The sequence below is a fragment of the Nocardia sp. NPDC046763 genome, assembly GCF_040645495.1.
Classification (GTDB): Bacteria; Actinomycetota; Actinomycetes; order Mycobacteriales; family Mycobacteriaceae; genus Nocardia.
Genome location: NZ_JBEYYI010000034.1, coordinates 66,719 through 79,908, shown reverse-complemented (window position 1 = coordinate 79,908; position 13,190 = coordinate 66,719). Strand labels below are relative to the sequence as shown.

13 protein-coding genes are annotated in these 13,190 nt (G+C 69.1%); 6 read left to right on the top strand and 7 right to left on the bottom strand.

Translation table 11 applies throughout. The features are described from left to right. Positions 1–54 precede the first annotated feature (54 nt). On the bottom strand, positions 55–1,215 hold the full coding sequence (locus tag ABZ909_RS37720; protein ID WP_357009949.1) for a Re/Si-specific NAD(P)(+) transhydrogenase subunit alpha: 1,161 nt from the start codon (positions 1,213–1,215) through the stop codon (positions 55–57). 323 nt (positions 1,216–1,538) lie between these two features. Between ABZ909_RS37720 and ABZ909_RS37715 the strand changes: the two genes are divergently transcribed. Genes ABZ909_RS37715 through ABZ909_RS37705 form a run of 3 tightly spaced genes read left to right on the top strand, consistent with a single transcriptional unit; the run spans position 1,539 to position 3,444 of the window. Further along, positions 1,539–1,988: an HIT family protein gene (locus ABZ909_RS37715; protein ID WP_357009970.1), complete on the top strand. Its 450-nt coding sequence runs from the start codon at positions 1,539–1,541 to the stop codon at positions 1,986–1,988. Beyond that, positions 1,985–2,803, top strand: a complete 819-nt coding sequence (locus ABZ909_RS37710) for a maleylpyruvate isomerase family mycothiol-dependent enzyme (protein WP_357009946.1) — start codon at positions 1,985–1,987, stop codon at positions 2,801–2,803. Before ABZ909_RS37715 ends, ABZ909_RS37710 begins: the two co-directional genes overlap by 4 nt. A 2-nt stretch (positions 2,804–2,805) precedes the next feature. Continuing rightward, positions 2,806–3,444, top strand: a complete 639-nt coding sequence (locus tag ABZ909_RS37705) for a Type 1 glutamine amidotransferase-like domain-containing protein (RefSeq protein ID WP_357009944.1) — start codon at positions 2,806–2,808, stop codon at positions 3,442–3,444. Positions 3,445–3,511: 67 nt separating this feature from the next. On the opposite strand, the gene ABZ909_RS37700 is transcribed toward ABZ909_RS37705, so the two are convergent. Continuing rightward, positions 3,512–4,954: an MFS transporter gene (locus ABZ909_RS37700; RefSeq protein WP_357009941.1), complete on the bottom strand. Its 1,443-nt coding sequence runs from the start codon at positions 4,952–4,954 to the stop codon at positions 3,512–3,514. 59 nt (positions 4,955–5,013) lie between these two features. Here ABZ909_RS37700 and ABZ909_RS37695 point away from each other — a divergent pair, with 59 nt between their 5' ends. Then, positions 5,014–5,550 carry a MarR family transcriptional regulator gene (locus ABZ909_RS37695; RefSeq protein WP_357009938.1) on the top strand — a complete coding sequence of 179 codons (537 nt, stop codon included), beginning with the start codon at positions 5,014–5,016 and terminating at the stop codon, positions 5,548–5,550. A 28-nt stretch (positions 5,551–5,578) separates the two neighbouring features. Here the strand turns inward: ABZ909_RS37695 and ABZ909_RS37690 are convergent, their stop codons facing one another. Both ABZ909_RS37690 and ABZ909_RS37685 read right to left on the bottom strand, forming a co-directional pair. Further along, positions 5,579–6,979: an MFS transporter gene (locus ABZ909_RS37690; RefSeq protein ID WP_357009935.1), complete on the bottom strand. Its 1,401-nt coding sequence runs from the start codon at positions 6,977–6,979 to the stop codon at positions 5,579–5,581. 141 nt (positions 6,980–7,120) lie between these two features. Continuing rightward, positions 7,121–7,978, bottom strand: a complete 858-nt coding sequence (locus tag ABZ909_RS37685; RefSeq protein WP_357009932.1) for an NAD(P)H-binding protein — start codon at positions 7,976–7,978, stop codon at positions 7,121–7,123. A gap of 74 nt (positions 7,979–8,052) precedes the next feature. Between ABZ909_RS37685 and ABZ909_RS37680 the strand changes: the two genes are divergently transcribed. Continuing rightward, positions 8,053–9,009, top strand: coding sequence for an AraC family transcriptional regulator (locus ABZ909_RS37680; RefSeq protein WP_357009929.1), 957 nt, complete (start codon positions 8,053–8,055; stop codon positions 9,007–9,009). Between the two features lie 201 nt (positions 9,010–9,210). Beyond that, positions 9,211–9,648 (top strand): thioesterase family protein, encoded by a 438-nt coding sequence (locus tag ABZ909_RS37675; RefSeq protein WP_357009927.1) that lies wholly within the window; start codon positions 9,211–9,213, stop codon positions 9,646–9,648. Here ABZ909_RS37675 and ABZ909_RS37670 read toward each other — a convergent pair. Genes ABZ909_RS37670 through pdhA form a run of 3 tightly spaced genes read right to left on the bottom strand, consistent with a single transcriptional unit; the run spans position 9,645 to position 13,177 of the window. After that, complete coding sequence (locus tag ABZ909_RS37670) at positions 9,645–11,072, bottom strand: dihydrolipoamide acetyltransferase family protein (RefSeq protein ID WP_357009967.1); 1,428 nt, start codon at positions 11,070–11,072, stop codon at positions 9,645–9,647. The two genes, ABZ909_RS37675 and ABZ909_RS37670, sit on opposite strands and share 4 nt — an antisense overlap. A 45-nt stretch (positions 11,073–11,117) precedes the next feature. Then, the gene (locus tag ABZ909_RS37665; protein WP_357009924.1) at positions 11,118–12,101 is read right to left on the bottom strand and encodes an alpha-ketoacid dehydrogenase subunit beta; all 984 of its coding nucleotides are present in this window, start codon (positions 12,099–12,101) and stop codon (positions 11,118–11,120) included. Continuing rightward, entirely contained in the window at positions 12,098–13,177 is a 1,080-nt protein-coding gene (gene pdhA, locus ABZ909_RS37660) for a pyruvate dehydrogenase (acetyl-transferring) E1 component subunit alpha (protein ID WP_357009922.1), read from the bottom strand. The genes ABZ909_RS37665 and pdhA overlap by 4 nt, the downstream gene beginning before the upstream one ends. Positions 13,178–13,190 lie beyond the last annotated feature (13 nt).

Here is a 13,190-nt window from a genome sequence, read left to right as displayed (position 1 = left end):
CGACGAACCCGGACAGCACCAGGATCGCGATATTCGCCAGCAGTTGGGTGTACATCAGGCTTCCACCTTCTGAGCGCTCTGCTCGCTCTGCTCGCTCTGCTCGCTCTGCTCGCGGGTCACGCAGGAATCCGCCAGCACCTGATCGGTGAAATCGGGTGCCACGGCACCGTCTTTGAGCATGAGTTCGAGCAGGGCGGCGATGTTCTTGGAGTACAGCTCGCTGGCGTGCTCGGGCATGGTGGCCGGCAGGTTCAGCGGCGAGGCGATGGTGACACCGTGGCGCACAATGGTTTTGCCGGGCTCGGTCAGCTCGCAGTTACCGCCGGTCTCACCGGCCAGGTCCACGATCACGCTACCAGGTTTCATGCCCTCCACCGCGGCCGCGGTCACCAGGCGCGGGGCCGGGCGGCCGGGCACCAGCGCGGTGGTGACGACCACGTCGAATCCCTTGATGGCGTTCTCGAGGGCCTGCTGCTGCGCAGCCTTCTCCTCGTCGGTCAGCTCGCGGGCGTAACCGCCCTCACCGGCGGCGTCGATACCCAGGTCCAGCCACTGCGCGCCGACCGAGCGCACCTGGTCGGCGACCTCGGGACGGACGTCGTAACCGGTGGTCCGGCCACCGAGACGCTTGGCGGTCGCCAAAGCTTGCAGACCGGCGACACCCACACCGAGCACCAGCACGGTGGCCGGCTTCACGGTGCCCGCGGCGGTGGTCAGCATGGGGAAGAAGCGGGTGGACTCCGACGCGGCGAGCAGCACGGCCTTGTAGCCGGCGACATTGGCCTGCGAGGAGAGCGCGTCCATCACCTGGGCGCGGGAGATACGCGGAATCGCTTCCACCGCAAAGGCTTGCACGCCCGCGCTCTTCAACGCATCGATCTTGTTGTCGGCGTTGCGAGGTGCGAGGAACCCGATCAGCGTCTGCCCCGACGACAGCTTGGCGATCTCGGCATCGTTCGGCGCGGCGACCTTCACGACCACATCGGCGCTGTACGGATCACCCAGCGTCGCACCAGCTTCGATATACGCCTCATCGGGAATCAACGCGCCCAGACCGGCACCGGCCTCGACGATCACCTCGACACCCTGCTTCAACAGGGCCGGGATGATCTTCGGCACCAATGCGACGCGTCGTTCGTCCGGGTTCGTCTCGCGAACCACTCCGACGCGCGCACCGCGGGGCGCAGCGGTCTGTGCGCTCTGCGTTGTGTCCACTAGTCAAACTTCCTTCTCGTGGTGAGCCCAGGTCACCCTCATGTCGGGGCCGCGTCACCGGTCCAACGGCGGGCAGAACTTACTCGGTAGTAAGTTCGTGAGAATTCTCGCAACTGTACCTGGTTCGCGGTGAGCGTAGCGGAGATGCCCGTCACATGGTGTGGCGAGAAAACCGGACAACTCCATGCTCGACCGGGGTTCGCTCGGCGACAAGTACGAAGAATTCCATGTGCTACTGACCGGTAGGTTCGTTGCTGGTTGTGTCGACATCGGGGGCGTGTAGGGGGTGTCGCACATTACTTGTACGCCGTAATGTCTGCATGGTGAGTGGCTGCATGTTCTGCCGGATCAGCGCGGGCGACGCACCTGCGACCAAGATCTTCGAGGACGACACCCTGGTGGCATTCCTGGACATCCGGCCCATCACCCGGGGGCACACCCTCGTGATCCCCAAGCGCCACGCCGCCGATCTCGACGAACTCGACCCGGCCCTGGGCACACAGCTTTTCGCCTTCGGCCATCGCCTGGCCAAGTCCATGCGCCGCGCCGGCCTCGCCGCCGACGGCGCCAACCTGCTGATCAATGACGGCAAGGCCGCCTTCCAGACCGTTCATCACGTGCACCTGCACGTGATCCCGCGCCACCACGGCGACACTCTGCGCTTCGCCAAGGGTTTCGTGCTGCGCCGCCCGCACGACACCGAGCGGACCGCCGCGGCACTGCGTTCAGGACTGGACCGGCTCGCCGACGAAGAAAGGGAGACCACCGCATGACCGACACGGTGCCCGAACGCGCCGAGATCACGGCCCTCTTGTCCGACCAGTGGGACGCCCTTACCCGGCTGGTGGACAGCCTGGACGAGAATCGCTGGCGCACGGCCTCACCGCTGCCCGGCTGGACCGTGTTCGATGTGCTCGCCCATGTGATCGGCACCGAATCGATCCTGCTGGGCGAGCCGACCCCCGATCTCGCGGTGGCCGGCGAGCACATTCGCAACGACATCGGCGCGCTCAACGAGAAGTGGATCGACTCGCTGCGCCCGCTCACCGGTTCGCAGCTGCTGGACCGGTTCCTGGATGTCACCGGCCGCCGGTCGAAGATGCTGGAGCAGACCACCGCCGAGGCCTGGGCCGAACTCGTGCCGACCCCGGTGGGTATGGCCCCCTACGGCCGGTTCATGCGGATCCGCCTGTTCGACTGCTGGATGCACGAGCACGATATCGCCGACGCGCTCGGTGTGGCCGTCGACGAGGGCGGCAGCCGCGGCGCGGCGGCCTTCACCGAACTGCTGACCGCGCTCGGCAAGGCGGCGGTCAAAGGCGCGGGCGCACCGGACGGTTCGCGTATCACCTTCGAGCTCACCGGTCCGGTGCCGCAGACGCTGCACGTGGCCGTCGACGGCGGCCGGGCGAGCCTGGTCGAAACCCTCGACGCCCCTGCTGGTCTCGCGGTGACCATGGACTCCGGCCTGTTCGCCCGCCTGCGTGGCGGCCGCACCACCGCCGACGCGCACGCGGGGGAGATCACGCTCACCGGCGACACCGACCTCGGCGACCGCCTGGTCCGCAGCCTGGCCTTCACGATCTAACCGTGCGACTGTTCCTGTCCAGCTACCGTTTCGGCGCGCACCAACGGCGACTGCTCGAGCTGGTCGGCGATCCCGGACCGGTGGCGGTCATCGCCAATGCCTGTGATGCCTGGCCCTCGGCCTGGCAGGGCGCGGTCACCAGCGACCTGGTGCCATTGCGCCGCCTGGGTTTCCGGCCCGATGTCCTGGATCTGCGTGACTACCTCGGCCGTCCGGCCGAGGTAGAGCAGCGGCTCCGCGAGTACCCGATGGTGTGGGTGCGCGGCGGCAACACCTTCGTGCTGCGCGCCCAATTCGCCCGCAGCGGAGCCGATCTCGCCCTGACGACGCTGCTCGCGGAGGATGCGCTGGTGTACGCCGGCTACAGCGCGGGCGCCTGCGTCATGGCCCCCGACCTGCACGGCATCGAAGCCATCGACGACCCCGACGAGGTCCGCACCACCTGCGGCGTCGAACCGCGCTGGGACGGACTGGGTCTGGTCGATCGCCGCATCGTCCCGCACCTGGACTCCCCGACCGACCCCGAGGGGTTGTCCCGGAAACTGGTGCGCGAGTATGCGGCTGGGGGAATCCCGCACTGGGCGCTGACCGACGACCATGTCGTTGTCGTCGACGGTGCTCGTACCGAGGTGCTGACCTAGCGGTCCCCGCATAGGAGAAGCCCGCGCACGCCGACGGCGTGCGCGGGCTTCTCTGCCCGACAGATGGTCAGTGCCCCTTGTGGCGGATGCCATGGCCGAGGGCGACGGCGGCCGCACCGAACGCGCCGATGGCGAGGGTCGCGAAGCTGGCGACGTACGCGCCCTCGGTCGGGACCGCGGCGTGCGGACCGAGGTGCAGGACGTGGGCGGTCAGGATGGAGCCCGTGATCGCACCGGCGATCGAACCGCCGGCGGTGCGCACCAGCGAGTTGATGCCCGAGGCGATACCGCTCTCGCTCATCGGTACGTGCTGCACGGCCAGGGTGCCCAGCGCCGCGTAGCCGATGCCGAAACCGGTGCCCTGCAATACCTGCGCCACGATCATGTCGAACTTGTGATCGTGCGAGATGGCCAGCCACCCCATGGACAGACCGGCGAACACCGCGCCGATGGCCAGGGTGTAGGCGGGGCCGATCTTGGCGGAGATGCGGCCGGTATTGAAGGAGAAGTAGGTCATGAGCGCCGCGCTCGGGATGCCGTAGAGGCCGACCGAGAGCACGGTGCCGGACAGGCCGTAGCCGACCTTGTCCGCCGGGGTCTGAATGAAGTTGGACACCAGCGAGAACGCGCCGAACATGGAGAAGCCGAGCAGGGCCGAGGCCACATTGGCGGACAGCGACTGCGGCCCGACCAGCAGTTGCAGGCGCACCAGCGGCTGTTCGACCTTGAGCTCCACGAACACCCAGATCGCGGCGAGCACGGCGGCTGCCACGAACATCGTGACGACCGAGCTGGAGCCCCAGCCCCAGCGCGGGCCCTCGCTGATGCCCAGCAGCAGGCAGATCAGCAGGGCGGCCAGCAGCGCCGCGCCGATGAAGTCGGGCTTGCCGCCGTGCCGGACGCCATTGTTCTTGGCGCTCACCTGGATCAGCACGGTGGCGATGACGCCCAGGACCGCGGTCAGCCAGAAGACCGGGTGCGGGTTGGTGGTGTGGTCGGCGATGATGCCGGTGGCCAGCAGGCCGACGGTGCCGCCGACGCCCATGGTGCCGGAGACGATTCCGATTGCGCTGATCAGTCTTTCGCGCGGGAAGGTATCGCGGATGATGCCGATGGCGAGCGGGATCATGGCCGAGGAGATGCCCTGCAGCGCGCGGCCGGCGATGTAGACGGGCAGCGTGGTGGCGAAGGCGCAGACGACCGAGCCGACGATGAGCACGCCCATGGTGACCATCACCATGGGCTTCTTGCCGTACATATCGCCGAAGCGGGACAGCAACGGGGTGGCGACCGCGCCGGAGAGCAGAGCGGCGGTGAACAGCCAGGTGACACCGGCGACGTCGGTGTGCAGCTGCGTGATGAAACGCGGCAGCAGCGGGATCACGACGGTCTGCTGCAACGACACGACCAGGCCGGCCGCACACAGCGCGAGCAATGTCAGGCCGAGGTGGGCCTTCGAGTGGTCTGCGGGTTTGGTCCCGTCGACCTGACCGACAGCGGTCGTAGTCATGCGGCGATCCTTTGGTTTACTTACCAAAATTAAGTAAATGAGTTTCGTAAGATAACCACATGCCGCGACCGGAAGCCACTCCCGCCAAAGAAGTTGATGCAGCTCACATGGTGGAGCTGGAGCGTGCGCTGGCCCGAGTCGCCTACCTGCTGACCCGGGTCCGCCGCCACGATCAAGCCATGGTGCAGTGCGGGATCACCATGGATCGAGCCAGTGTCCCCCTGCTGCGCCTGCTCGCCGACGCCGACGAACCCATGCGCCTGGGCGAGCTCGCCACCCGCCTCGATGTGGAGGCCCCGCACGTGAGCCGCCAGATCCAGCGCCTGGAGAAGGCGGGCTACGTCGAGCGCGTCCCCGACCCGGACGACCGTCGCGCGCAACGGGTCCGCCCCACCGCCTCCGGCAAGCGCGCTGTCGAAGCCGTGCGCCAGGTCCTGCGCGGCTGGATGGCCGAGGCCCTCACCGACTGGACCACCGAGGACCTCCAGGCCCTCGCGGTCCTCAACCATCGCATGGTCGACGCCTTCCTCGACCACGCCGAATCCATCGGCGACCTCGGTGCGACCGCACGCGACCGGCCCAGCCGCACCGCCTGACCCCACCGGCCGTCGCCGGGTCGGGCGGCTATCGGTCCGCAGGCGCTCGCGCGGGTGCGGCGACGGCGCGAGCGCCCCAGGCGCACAACAGCATTGCCAGCAGCGGCACCGCCATCGCGGCGGTCAGCGGCATGGCCTTGTCGAGCCAGCCGATGATCGCCGGCCCGGCCAGCAAGCCCACATACCCGAGCCCGAACACTCGCGACATATCGGTGGCGGCGGTGCTCGAGCCCAGGTTTCCGGCGGCGGTGAACACTTGCGGCACGCCGCCGGACAGCCCGATGCCGCACAGCGTCCACCCCAGCAGCGTGAGCGGAAGCCACCCGGAGGCCACCACCAACCCGAAACCGATGGCCGCCAGCAGCGTTCCCTGGCGAACGATGGCCACTCGCCCGAACCGCCCGCTCACCCGGTCCGTGCCGAACCGGCCGAGCGTCATGGCCAGCGAGAACCCGGTGAACGCCAGCGCCGCCGTCCCTGCCTCCACCCCGAGCCGTCCCTGCACCTGCAGCGCACTCCAATCCGCGGCCACGCCCTCGGCCATCAGCAATGCGAACGCGATCAACCCCAGCGCCAGCACTTTTCGCCCGATCCGCGCGCCCGACGGTGACCCCGCCTTCGGACGCTCTCCTTCCCGCCCACCCGGGGTAACGGCGGCAGTGTCGGTGAGTCCGCCGGACACGGTCGGTTCCGTGCCGGGCGCCACGGCGTCATCGACGGCGCCGCGAATAGCGGACAGGCCACCCGCGCTCGGGTCGACCGGAGTGCTCGGGAAGTGATGCGCCACCGGCGGGTCGGCTCGGCGGCGGTTGCGGTCGGCCGATGACGCGTTCGGGGCCGGGTGGGTCGCCGGAACGGTGTGCGGAAGCAGGCGGGGAATCGCGACGGCCACCGTGGCGAGGCCGGAGGCACTCGACAGGGCGAAGGTCGTGTGCAGGGGCCAGTGGGCGTGCTGGGTCGCCGCGCCGAAGGCGGAGCCGAGGAAGCCGCCGCAGGAGAAGAAGGCGTGGAAGGCCGACATGATGGGACGGGCGTAGGCGCGCTCGATGTGGACGGCCTGGGCGTTCATGGAGACGTCGATCGCGCCGTTGGCGACGCCGAAGGCGGCCAGGGCCAGTCCGAGGGTGAACGGGGAGGTTGCGTACGCGGGGCCGAGCAGGGCCAGGGACAGCAGGGTGGCGGCGGTGGCGGTGAGGGTGCGGCTGCCGAGTCGGTCCGCCAGCGGGCCGGCGGCCTGCATGCCGAGGATGGCGCAGGCCGCCATGAGCAGGATCAGCATGCCCAGGGTGGTGGGTGACACGCCGGTGCGTCCGGTGACGGCGGGGATGTGCACGATCCAGACGGCCGAGAGCATCCCATTGAGACCGAACACCGCGAACAGCGCCAGGCGCGCCTTCCGGATCCGGGGAGCGGGCGTCGTAGCGGCCATCGGTACGACGCTACCGGGTATGTCCCGGCATCTCCCCGGTTTCCGCAACCCCTCGCGGCGTCGTCGGCGCTCGGGGCTGCGATCCGAATCGTCTGCAGTACAACCTGTTTGATATCCAGTGTAGGCGGGGGCACCGACAGGTTATGCGCTCGCCGGGACCGCCCAGGCGCCCGAGCTCGCCGCGTCGCGCACATACTCGGCGAAGTCGCGCGGCTCCCGGCCCAGCGCCCGCCGCACCCCGTCGGACAGGTGTGAATTCCGCCCGTCGAGCACCGTGCCGAACAGGTAGTCGAGCAGGCTGATCTCGTCGCCGGGCACCCCGTAGGAGGTCAGGGCGGCCACGAAATCGGTTCGGGTGAGCGGAACGTAGGCGATCTCCCGCCCGGTCGCCGTGCCGATCTCCGCCACCGCCTCGGCGAAGGTGAGCGCGCGCGGGCCGGTCAGCTCGTACACCTGCCCGGCGTGCCGGTCGTCGAGCAGCGCCGCCACCGCCACCTCGGCGATATCGTCCGCGTGTACGAACGGCTCCGGCACGTCCCCGGCGGGCAGCGCGACCTCACCGGCCAGGATGAAATCGGCGAACGCGCCCTCGCTGAAGTTCTGCGCGAACCAGGCGCACCGCACGATGGTCCACTCCAGGCCCGAATCCCGCACGATGGCTTCGCATTCCAGCGCCTCGGGCTCGCCGCGACCGGACAGCAGCACCAGCATGCGCACGCCGGCGGCGACAGCCTGATCGCAGAACGCCTTGATATCCGCCGGCGCGCCCGGAACCGCCAGATCCGGCTGGTAGGCCAGGTACACGGCATCCACTCCGGCCAGGGCCGCCGCCCAGGTGCCGCGGTCGGTCCAGTCGAACGGGATTGCGGCCGTGCGCGAACCGGCCCGCACCGGCACGCCGCGCGCGCCCAGCAGGGCGGCCACCCGATGGCCGGTCTTTCCGGTCGCGCCGAGCACGAGAACGGTGTTTGCGCTGTTCGAGGTGTTTTCGATGATCATGTATCGAGTACACCTGGATTCGGCGAGCGCGAACATGGTTGAGAAGCGCACGGGCATTTGCCATCGTCTTCGGTATGGATGCGTTGGCCAGCCTGCTCGAAGGACCACGCGCGCGAGCCGCATTCGTGATGCGCTCGTCGGTCGATCCGCCCTGGTCCCTGCGCATCCGCGACGAGGCCCCGCTGACCGTGGTGGCGGTGGTGCGCGGCGGCGGCTGGGTGACACCGGAGCCCAAGGGCGGCAAGCCGACTCCGCCGCGACAGCTGCGCACCGGCGATATCGCCATCTTCCGGGGCCCCGACCACTATGTAGTCGCCGACGATCCGGCCACGCCGCCGCAGGTGCTCATCGAACCCGGCAATATCACCACCACCATGGACGGTGAAGTGTTGTGCGAGGCACTGAGTCTGGGGGTGCGGAGCTGGGGCACCCGTGCCGACGCGGAGACCGTGCTGGTCACCGGCACCTACGAGCACGAGTCGGCGGCCAGCCGCCGACTGTTGCGGGCGCTGCCGCCCGTCGCGGTGCTCGGCCGCGGCGAAATCGATGCCCGGGTGCTGGATCTGCTGGTCGACGAGGCCGCCAAGGACCTGCCCGCCCAGAGCGCCATGCTGGATCGACTATTGGATCTGCTGCTCATCGCCGCCCTGCGCGCCTGGTTCTCCCGTTCCGACGCACCCGCCTGGTATCACGCCTACGGCGATCCGCTGGTCGGCCGGGCACTGCGCCTGATGCAGCACAATCCGGCCCACCCGTGGACGGTGGCGTCGCTGGCCGCCGAGGTCGGCGTCTCCCGGGCCGCCCTGGCCCGCCGGTTCACCGAGCTGGTCGGCGAGCCGCCGATGGCCTTCCTCACCGACTGGCGGCTGGCCCTGGCCGCCGACCTGCTGCACGAATCCGACGCCACCCTGGAATCCATTGCCCGCCGGGTCGGCTACGGCAGCGCCTTCGCCCTGTCCACCGCCTTCAAACGTCACTACGGCATCAGCCCCCGGGACCACCGCGCCACCCCTGACGAACGCTCCGCCTGACCGCCGAACGGCATTCGTGTACGAAGCGGCTAAGGTTCGTCCTGGGCATGCCCTCACTCAAAGGTTCGCGGCCGTCTCGATTCTGGACTGACCGGAGCGACGGAGCGAACGGCTCCATAGGCCTGCGCCTCGGAGGAGCGGAGGGAGGGAAGAATCGAGACTTCGGGGCCGCGAACCCGCCCGGAGCGAAGCGGAGGGCAAATGGAACACAGCTACCCGGTGCTCTGGCCGGTGCCTACGCGCTGGGCCGACAACGACCACTACGGTCACGTGAACAACGTGACGTACTACTCGTACTTCGATACCGCGGTGAATGCCTGGCTGATCAGCGCCACCGGCACCGATATCCGCGACCTGCACGCCATCGGCGTGGTGGCGCAGACCTCCTGCACGTTCCTCGGCTCGATCAGCTTCCCGGACATGCTGCAGGTGGGCATCCGGGTCGCGCGACTGGGCAACTCCAGCATCAACTACGAGCTGGCCGTCTTCCGCGACGCCGGCGACAGTCTGGAGCTGGCCGCCACCGGCACTTTCACCCACGTCTACGTGGATGAGCAGACCCGCAAGCCGGTGCCGATCCCGGCGGTCATCCGCGCGGCGGCCGAGCCGTTGGTGGTCACCGCGCCCGCAGAGGGCTAGACCCGGCCGAGCAGGGTCAGCGGATCCTCCAGCAGGGCCGCGATGCTCGCCAGGAAGCGCGAGCCCTGTTCGCCGTCGATCATGCGGTGATCGAAGCTGAGCCCCAGGCTGGTCACCCAGCGCACGGCCAGTTCGTCGCGATGCACCCACGGTCGCTTGCGGATGGAACCCAGGCACAGGATGGCCGCCTCGCCCGGATTCACCAGCGGCACACCGCTATCCACGCCGAAGATGCCGACGTTGGTGATGGTGAAGGTGCCGCCGGTCAGGTCGGCGGGTGTGGCGGTACCGCCCCGCGCCTTGCCTGCCACCCCGGCGATCTCCAGGCACAGATCGCGCAGCGTGAACCCCTGCGCGTCCTTGAGATTCGGCACCAGCAGCCCGCGTTCGGTCGCGACCGCGATGCCCAGATTCACGTAGTGCTTGGTGACGATCTCCTGATTGGGTTCGTCCCAGGCCGCATTGATCTCGGGGAACTCGAGGAGCGCCGCCAGCGTGGCCCGCGCGACCAGCGCCAGCGGAGTCAGGGTCAGGCCGGTGAAGCCGGGTGTGGCCCGCAGATGCTCGAGCAGCTCCATGGACGCGGTGAAATCCGTGGTCACGAAGGTGCTGGCCTGGGGAATGTGCTGGGCACTGGCCACCATGGCGGCGGCGGTGCGCTTGCGGATTCCACTGATGGGCGTGCGGGTTTCGCGTTCGGCCGGGGCGGCGCGTCCGCCGGCCGCCGGGTGCATGGGGAGGACCTCCGGTGCGGGATGCGGTGTCGGAAGGGCGCCGACGGTGGTGGGCGGCGGTGGGGTGTGGATCGGAATATGGCCCATCCCAAGGGTTTCGGGCCGGATCCCGTACAGGTCCTCCACGGTGACCGCGCCCTGCGGCCCGGTCCCGATCACCGCGCCCAGATCGATCCCGATCTCGCGGGCCAGTTTCCGGGCGGCGGGGGTGGCGGCGGGCCGTCCGGCCGGGGCCGAGGTGCCGAGCCCCTCGGGGCCGTCCGAGCCCATGGGGCGCGGGCTCGAAACAGTCGGTGTGTCGGTCGTTTTCGCGGCGGCGCGGGCGGCACGGCGGGACACCGGCTCGCTGTCGGGGCCGTAGCCGACCAGCACCGACCGCCGCTCGGCCGGCGGCTGCGCGCCGGTCTCGCCGCTCGTCTCCGCATCGGCGCTCGGCGCCGTGGCCGCGCCGGTCCGCGCCGCCACGCCGATCCGGATGAGCGGCGCGCCGACCGGCACCGTGTTACCCGGTTCCGCCAGCAGTTCCAGTACCCGGCCCGCGTACGGGCTCGGCAGCGCCACCTGCGCCTTGGCGGTCTCGACCTCGGCGATGATCTGGTTCAGGGCCACGGCGTCGCCGACCGCGACGGACCACGACACCAATTCCGCGTCGGTCAATCCCTCTCCGAGATCGGGCAGACGGAATTCCATGACCTGCTGCTGATCTTCCACCGGGCTTCCTCCGTGGCTTGACCGTTAGGCGGCGAGTGAGCGATCGACCGCGGCGAGAATGCGATCGGGGTCGGGCAGGTGGTGCCGCTCGAGTTTAGCCGGGGGATAGGGGATGTCGAAGCCACCGACGCGTAATACCGGTGATTCCAGATGGTAGAAGCAGCGTTCCGTGACGCGTGCCGCGATTTCGGCTCCCAGCCCGGCGAATACGGGCGCCTCGTGTACCACGATGAGACGTCCGGTTTTCCGCACCGAGGTTTCGATGGTGTCGAAATCGATCGGGGACAGGCTGCGCAGGTCGATCACCTCGATCGAATGTCCCTCCGACGCCGCGATATCGGCGGCGGTGAGTGCGGTGGCGACGGTGCCGCCGTAGGCCACGATGGTGGCGTCCTCCCCGCTGGCGCAGACCTGGGCCTGGTCCAGCGCCGATCCGCCATCCTCGTCGAGCCGGTCGAAATCCACTTCGGTCTTGTCCCAGTACCGGCGTTTGGGTTCGAAGAAGATCACCGGATCGTCGAGGGCAATGGCCTGGCGGATCATCAGATACGCGTCGGCCGGATTGCTCGGCGACACCACCCGCAATCCCGCGGTGTGCGCGAAATACGCCTCCGGCGATTCCGAATGATGCTCGACCGAGCCGATGCCGCCGCCGAACGGAATGCGAATGGTAATGGGTGCAATCACCTTTCCGCGCGTACGGGAGTGGATTTTCGCGACCTGCGAGACGATCTGGTCGAAGGCCGGATACACGAATCCGTCGAACTGAATTTCACAGACCGGCCGAAATCCACGCAATGCCATTCCGAAAGCCGTTCCCACGATTCCGGATTCGGCGAGCGGCGTGTCGATGACGCGGTTGTTGCCGAAATCCTTCTGCAGCGTGTCGGTGACCCGGAAGACCCCACCCAGCCGCCCGATGTCCTCACCCATCAGCAGGACCTTCGGGTCGTCCTCCAGCGCGCGGCGCAGTCCGTAGTTGACGGCTCCCGCGAAGGTGGTCTTCATCGCCCCGCTCCCTCCAGGTAGGCGGCGTACTCGCGGCGTTCCTCCTCGATCAGCCGATGCGGTGTGGCGTACACGTGGTCGAACAGCTCCGTGGGTTCCGGATCGGGCATGGTGAGGGTGGCGGTGCGCAGCCGGGTCGCCACCTCGTCGGCGCGTTCGGCGACCGAGGTCTCGAAGGCGGTGTCCCACAGCTCTTCTCGTTCGAGCAATCGCCGCAGGCGGTCGATGGGATCACGCTGCTGCCAGATCTCGAGTTCGGCGGCGGTGCGGTAGCGGGTGGGGTCGTCGGCGGTGGTGTGCGGGCCCATCCGGTAGGTGATGGCCTCGATGAAGCTCGGCCCGCCGCCGGCCCGTGCGCGCAGCAGCGCCTGCCGGGTGACAGCCAGCACGGCGAGGGCGTCGTTGCCGTCCACCTGCACGCCGGGAATGCCGTAGCCGAGGGCGCGCCGCGCGATCGGCGTGGCGCTCTGCACCCGGACCGGCGCGCTGATCGCCCAGTGATTGTTCTGGCAGAAGAACACCACCGGTGCACTCCAGCCGGCCGCGAATCCGAGCGCCTCGGCGATATCGCCCTGGCTGCTCGCGCCGTCGCCGAAGTAGGCGATGGTGGCGATCTCGGCGCCTTCGAGGTGCGCGGCGTAGGCGTAGCCGGTGGCGTGCAAACCCTGCGCCCCCACCACGATCGCGGGATTGGTCATCTTCACCGCGTCGGCGTCCCAGCAGGAGTGGGCAACGCCGCGCCACAGCCGGGTGAGGTCCTCGGGCGGGACGCCGCGGCAGTAGGCGACGCCCGCCTCCCGATAGCTGCAGAACGCATAGTCGTCGGGGGCGAGGGCGTGGGCCGAACCGATCTGCGCGGCCTCCTGGCCCAGCAGCGGCGGCCACAGTCCGAGCTGGCCCTGCCGTTGCAGGGCGGTGGCCTCGGTGTCGATGCGCCGGGCCACCACCATGTCGGTGTACATGGCTCGGAGCCGGGCGTCGTCGACATCGGCGACGAGCGGGGCGTGTACGCGATCCAGTACGCGATGACCGTCGGGCTGTACGAGCTGCACCGGGTAGGTGTTCTTCTCGGGCATGGATATCGCCTCC

Excerpts from the sequence above, each read along its gene's own strand:
- ABZ909_RS37700 (WP_357009941.1), bottom strand. The coding sequence starts at position 4,954 with ATGACTACGACCGCTGTCGGTCAGGTCGACGGGACCAAACCCGCAGAC.
- ABZ909_RS37695 (WP_357009938.1), top strand. The coding sequence starts at position 5,014 with ATGCCGCGACCGGAAGCCACTCCCGCCAAAGAAGTTGATGCAGCTCAC.
- ABZ909_RS37685 (WP_357009932.1), bottom strand. The coding sequence starts at position 7,978 with ATGATCATCGAAAACACCTCGAACAGCGCAAACACCGTTCTCGTGCTC.
- ABZ909_RS37710 (WP_357009946.1), top strand. The coding sequence starts at position 1,985 with ATGACCGACACGGTGCCCGAACGCGCCGAGATCACGGCCCTCTTGTCC.
- ABZ909_RS37690 (WP_357009935.1), bottom strand. The coding sequence starts at position 6,979 with ATGGCCGCTACGACGCCCGCTCCCCGGATCCGGAAGGCGCGCCTGGCG.
- ABZ909_RS37680 (WP_357009929.1), top strand. The coding sequence starts at position 8,053 with ATGGATGCGTTGGCCAGCCTGCTCGAAGGACCACGCGCGCGAGCCGCA.
- pdhA (WP_357009922.1), bottom strand. The coding sequence starts at position 13,177 with ATGCCCGAGAAGAACACCTACCCGGTGCAGCTCGTACAGCCCGACGGT.
- ABZ909_RS37670 (WP_357009967.1), bottom strand. The coding sequence starts at position 11,072 with ATGGAATTCCGTCTGCCCGATCTCGGAGAGGGATTGACCGACGCGGAA.
- ABZ909_RS37665 (WP_357009924.1), bottom strand. The coding sequence starts at position 12,101 with ATGAAGACCACCTTCGCGGGAGCCGTCAACTACGGACTGCGCCGCGCG.
- ABZ909_RS37675 (WP_357009927.1), top strand. The coding sequence starts at position 9,211 with ATGGAACACAGCTACCCGGTGCTCTGGCCGGTGCCTACGCGCTGGGCC.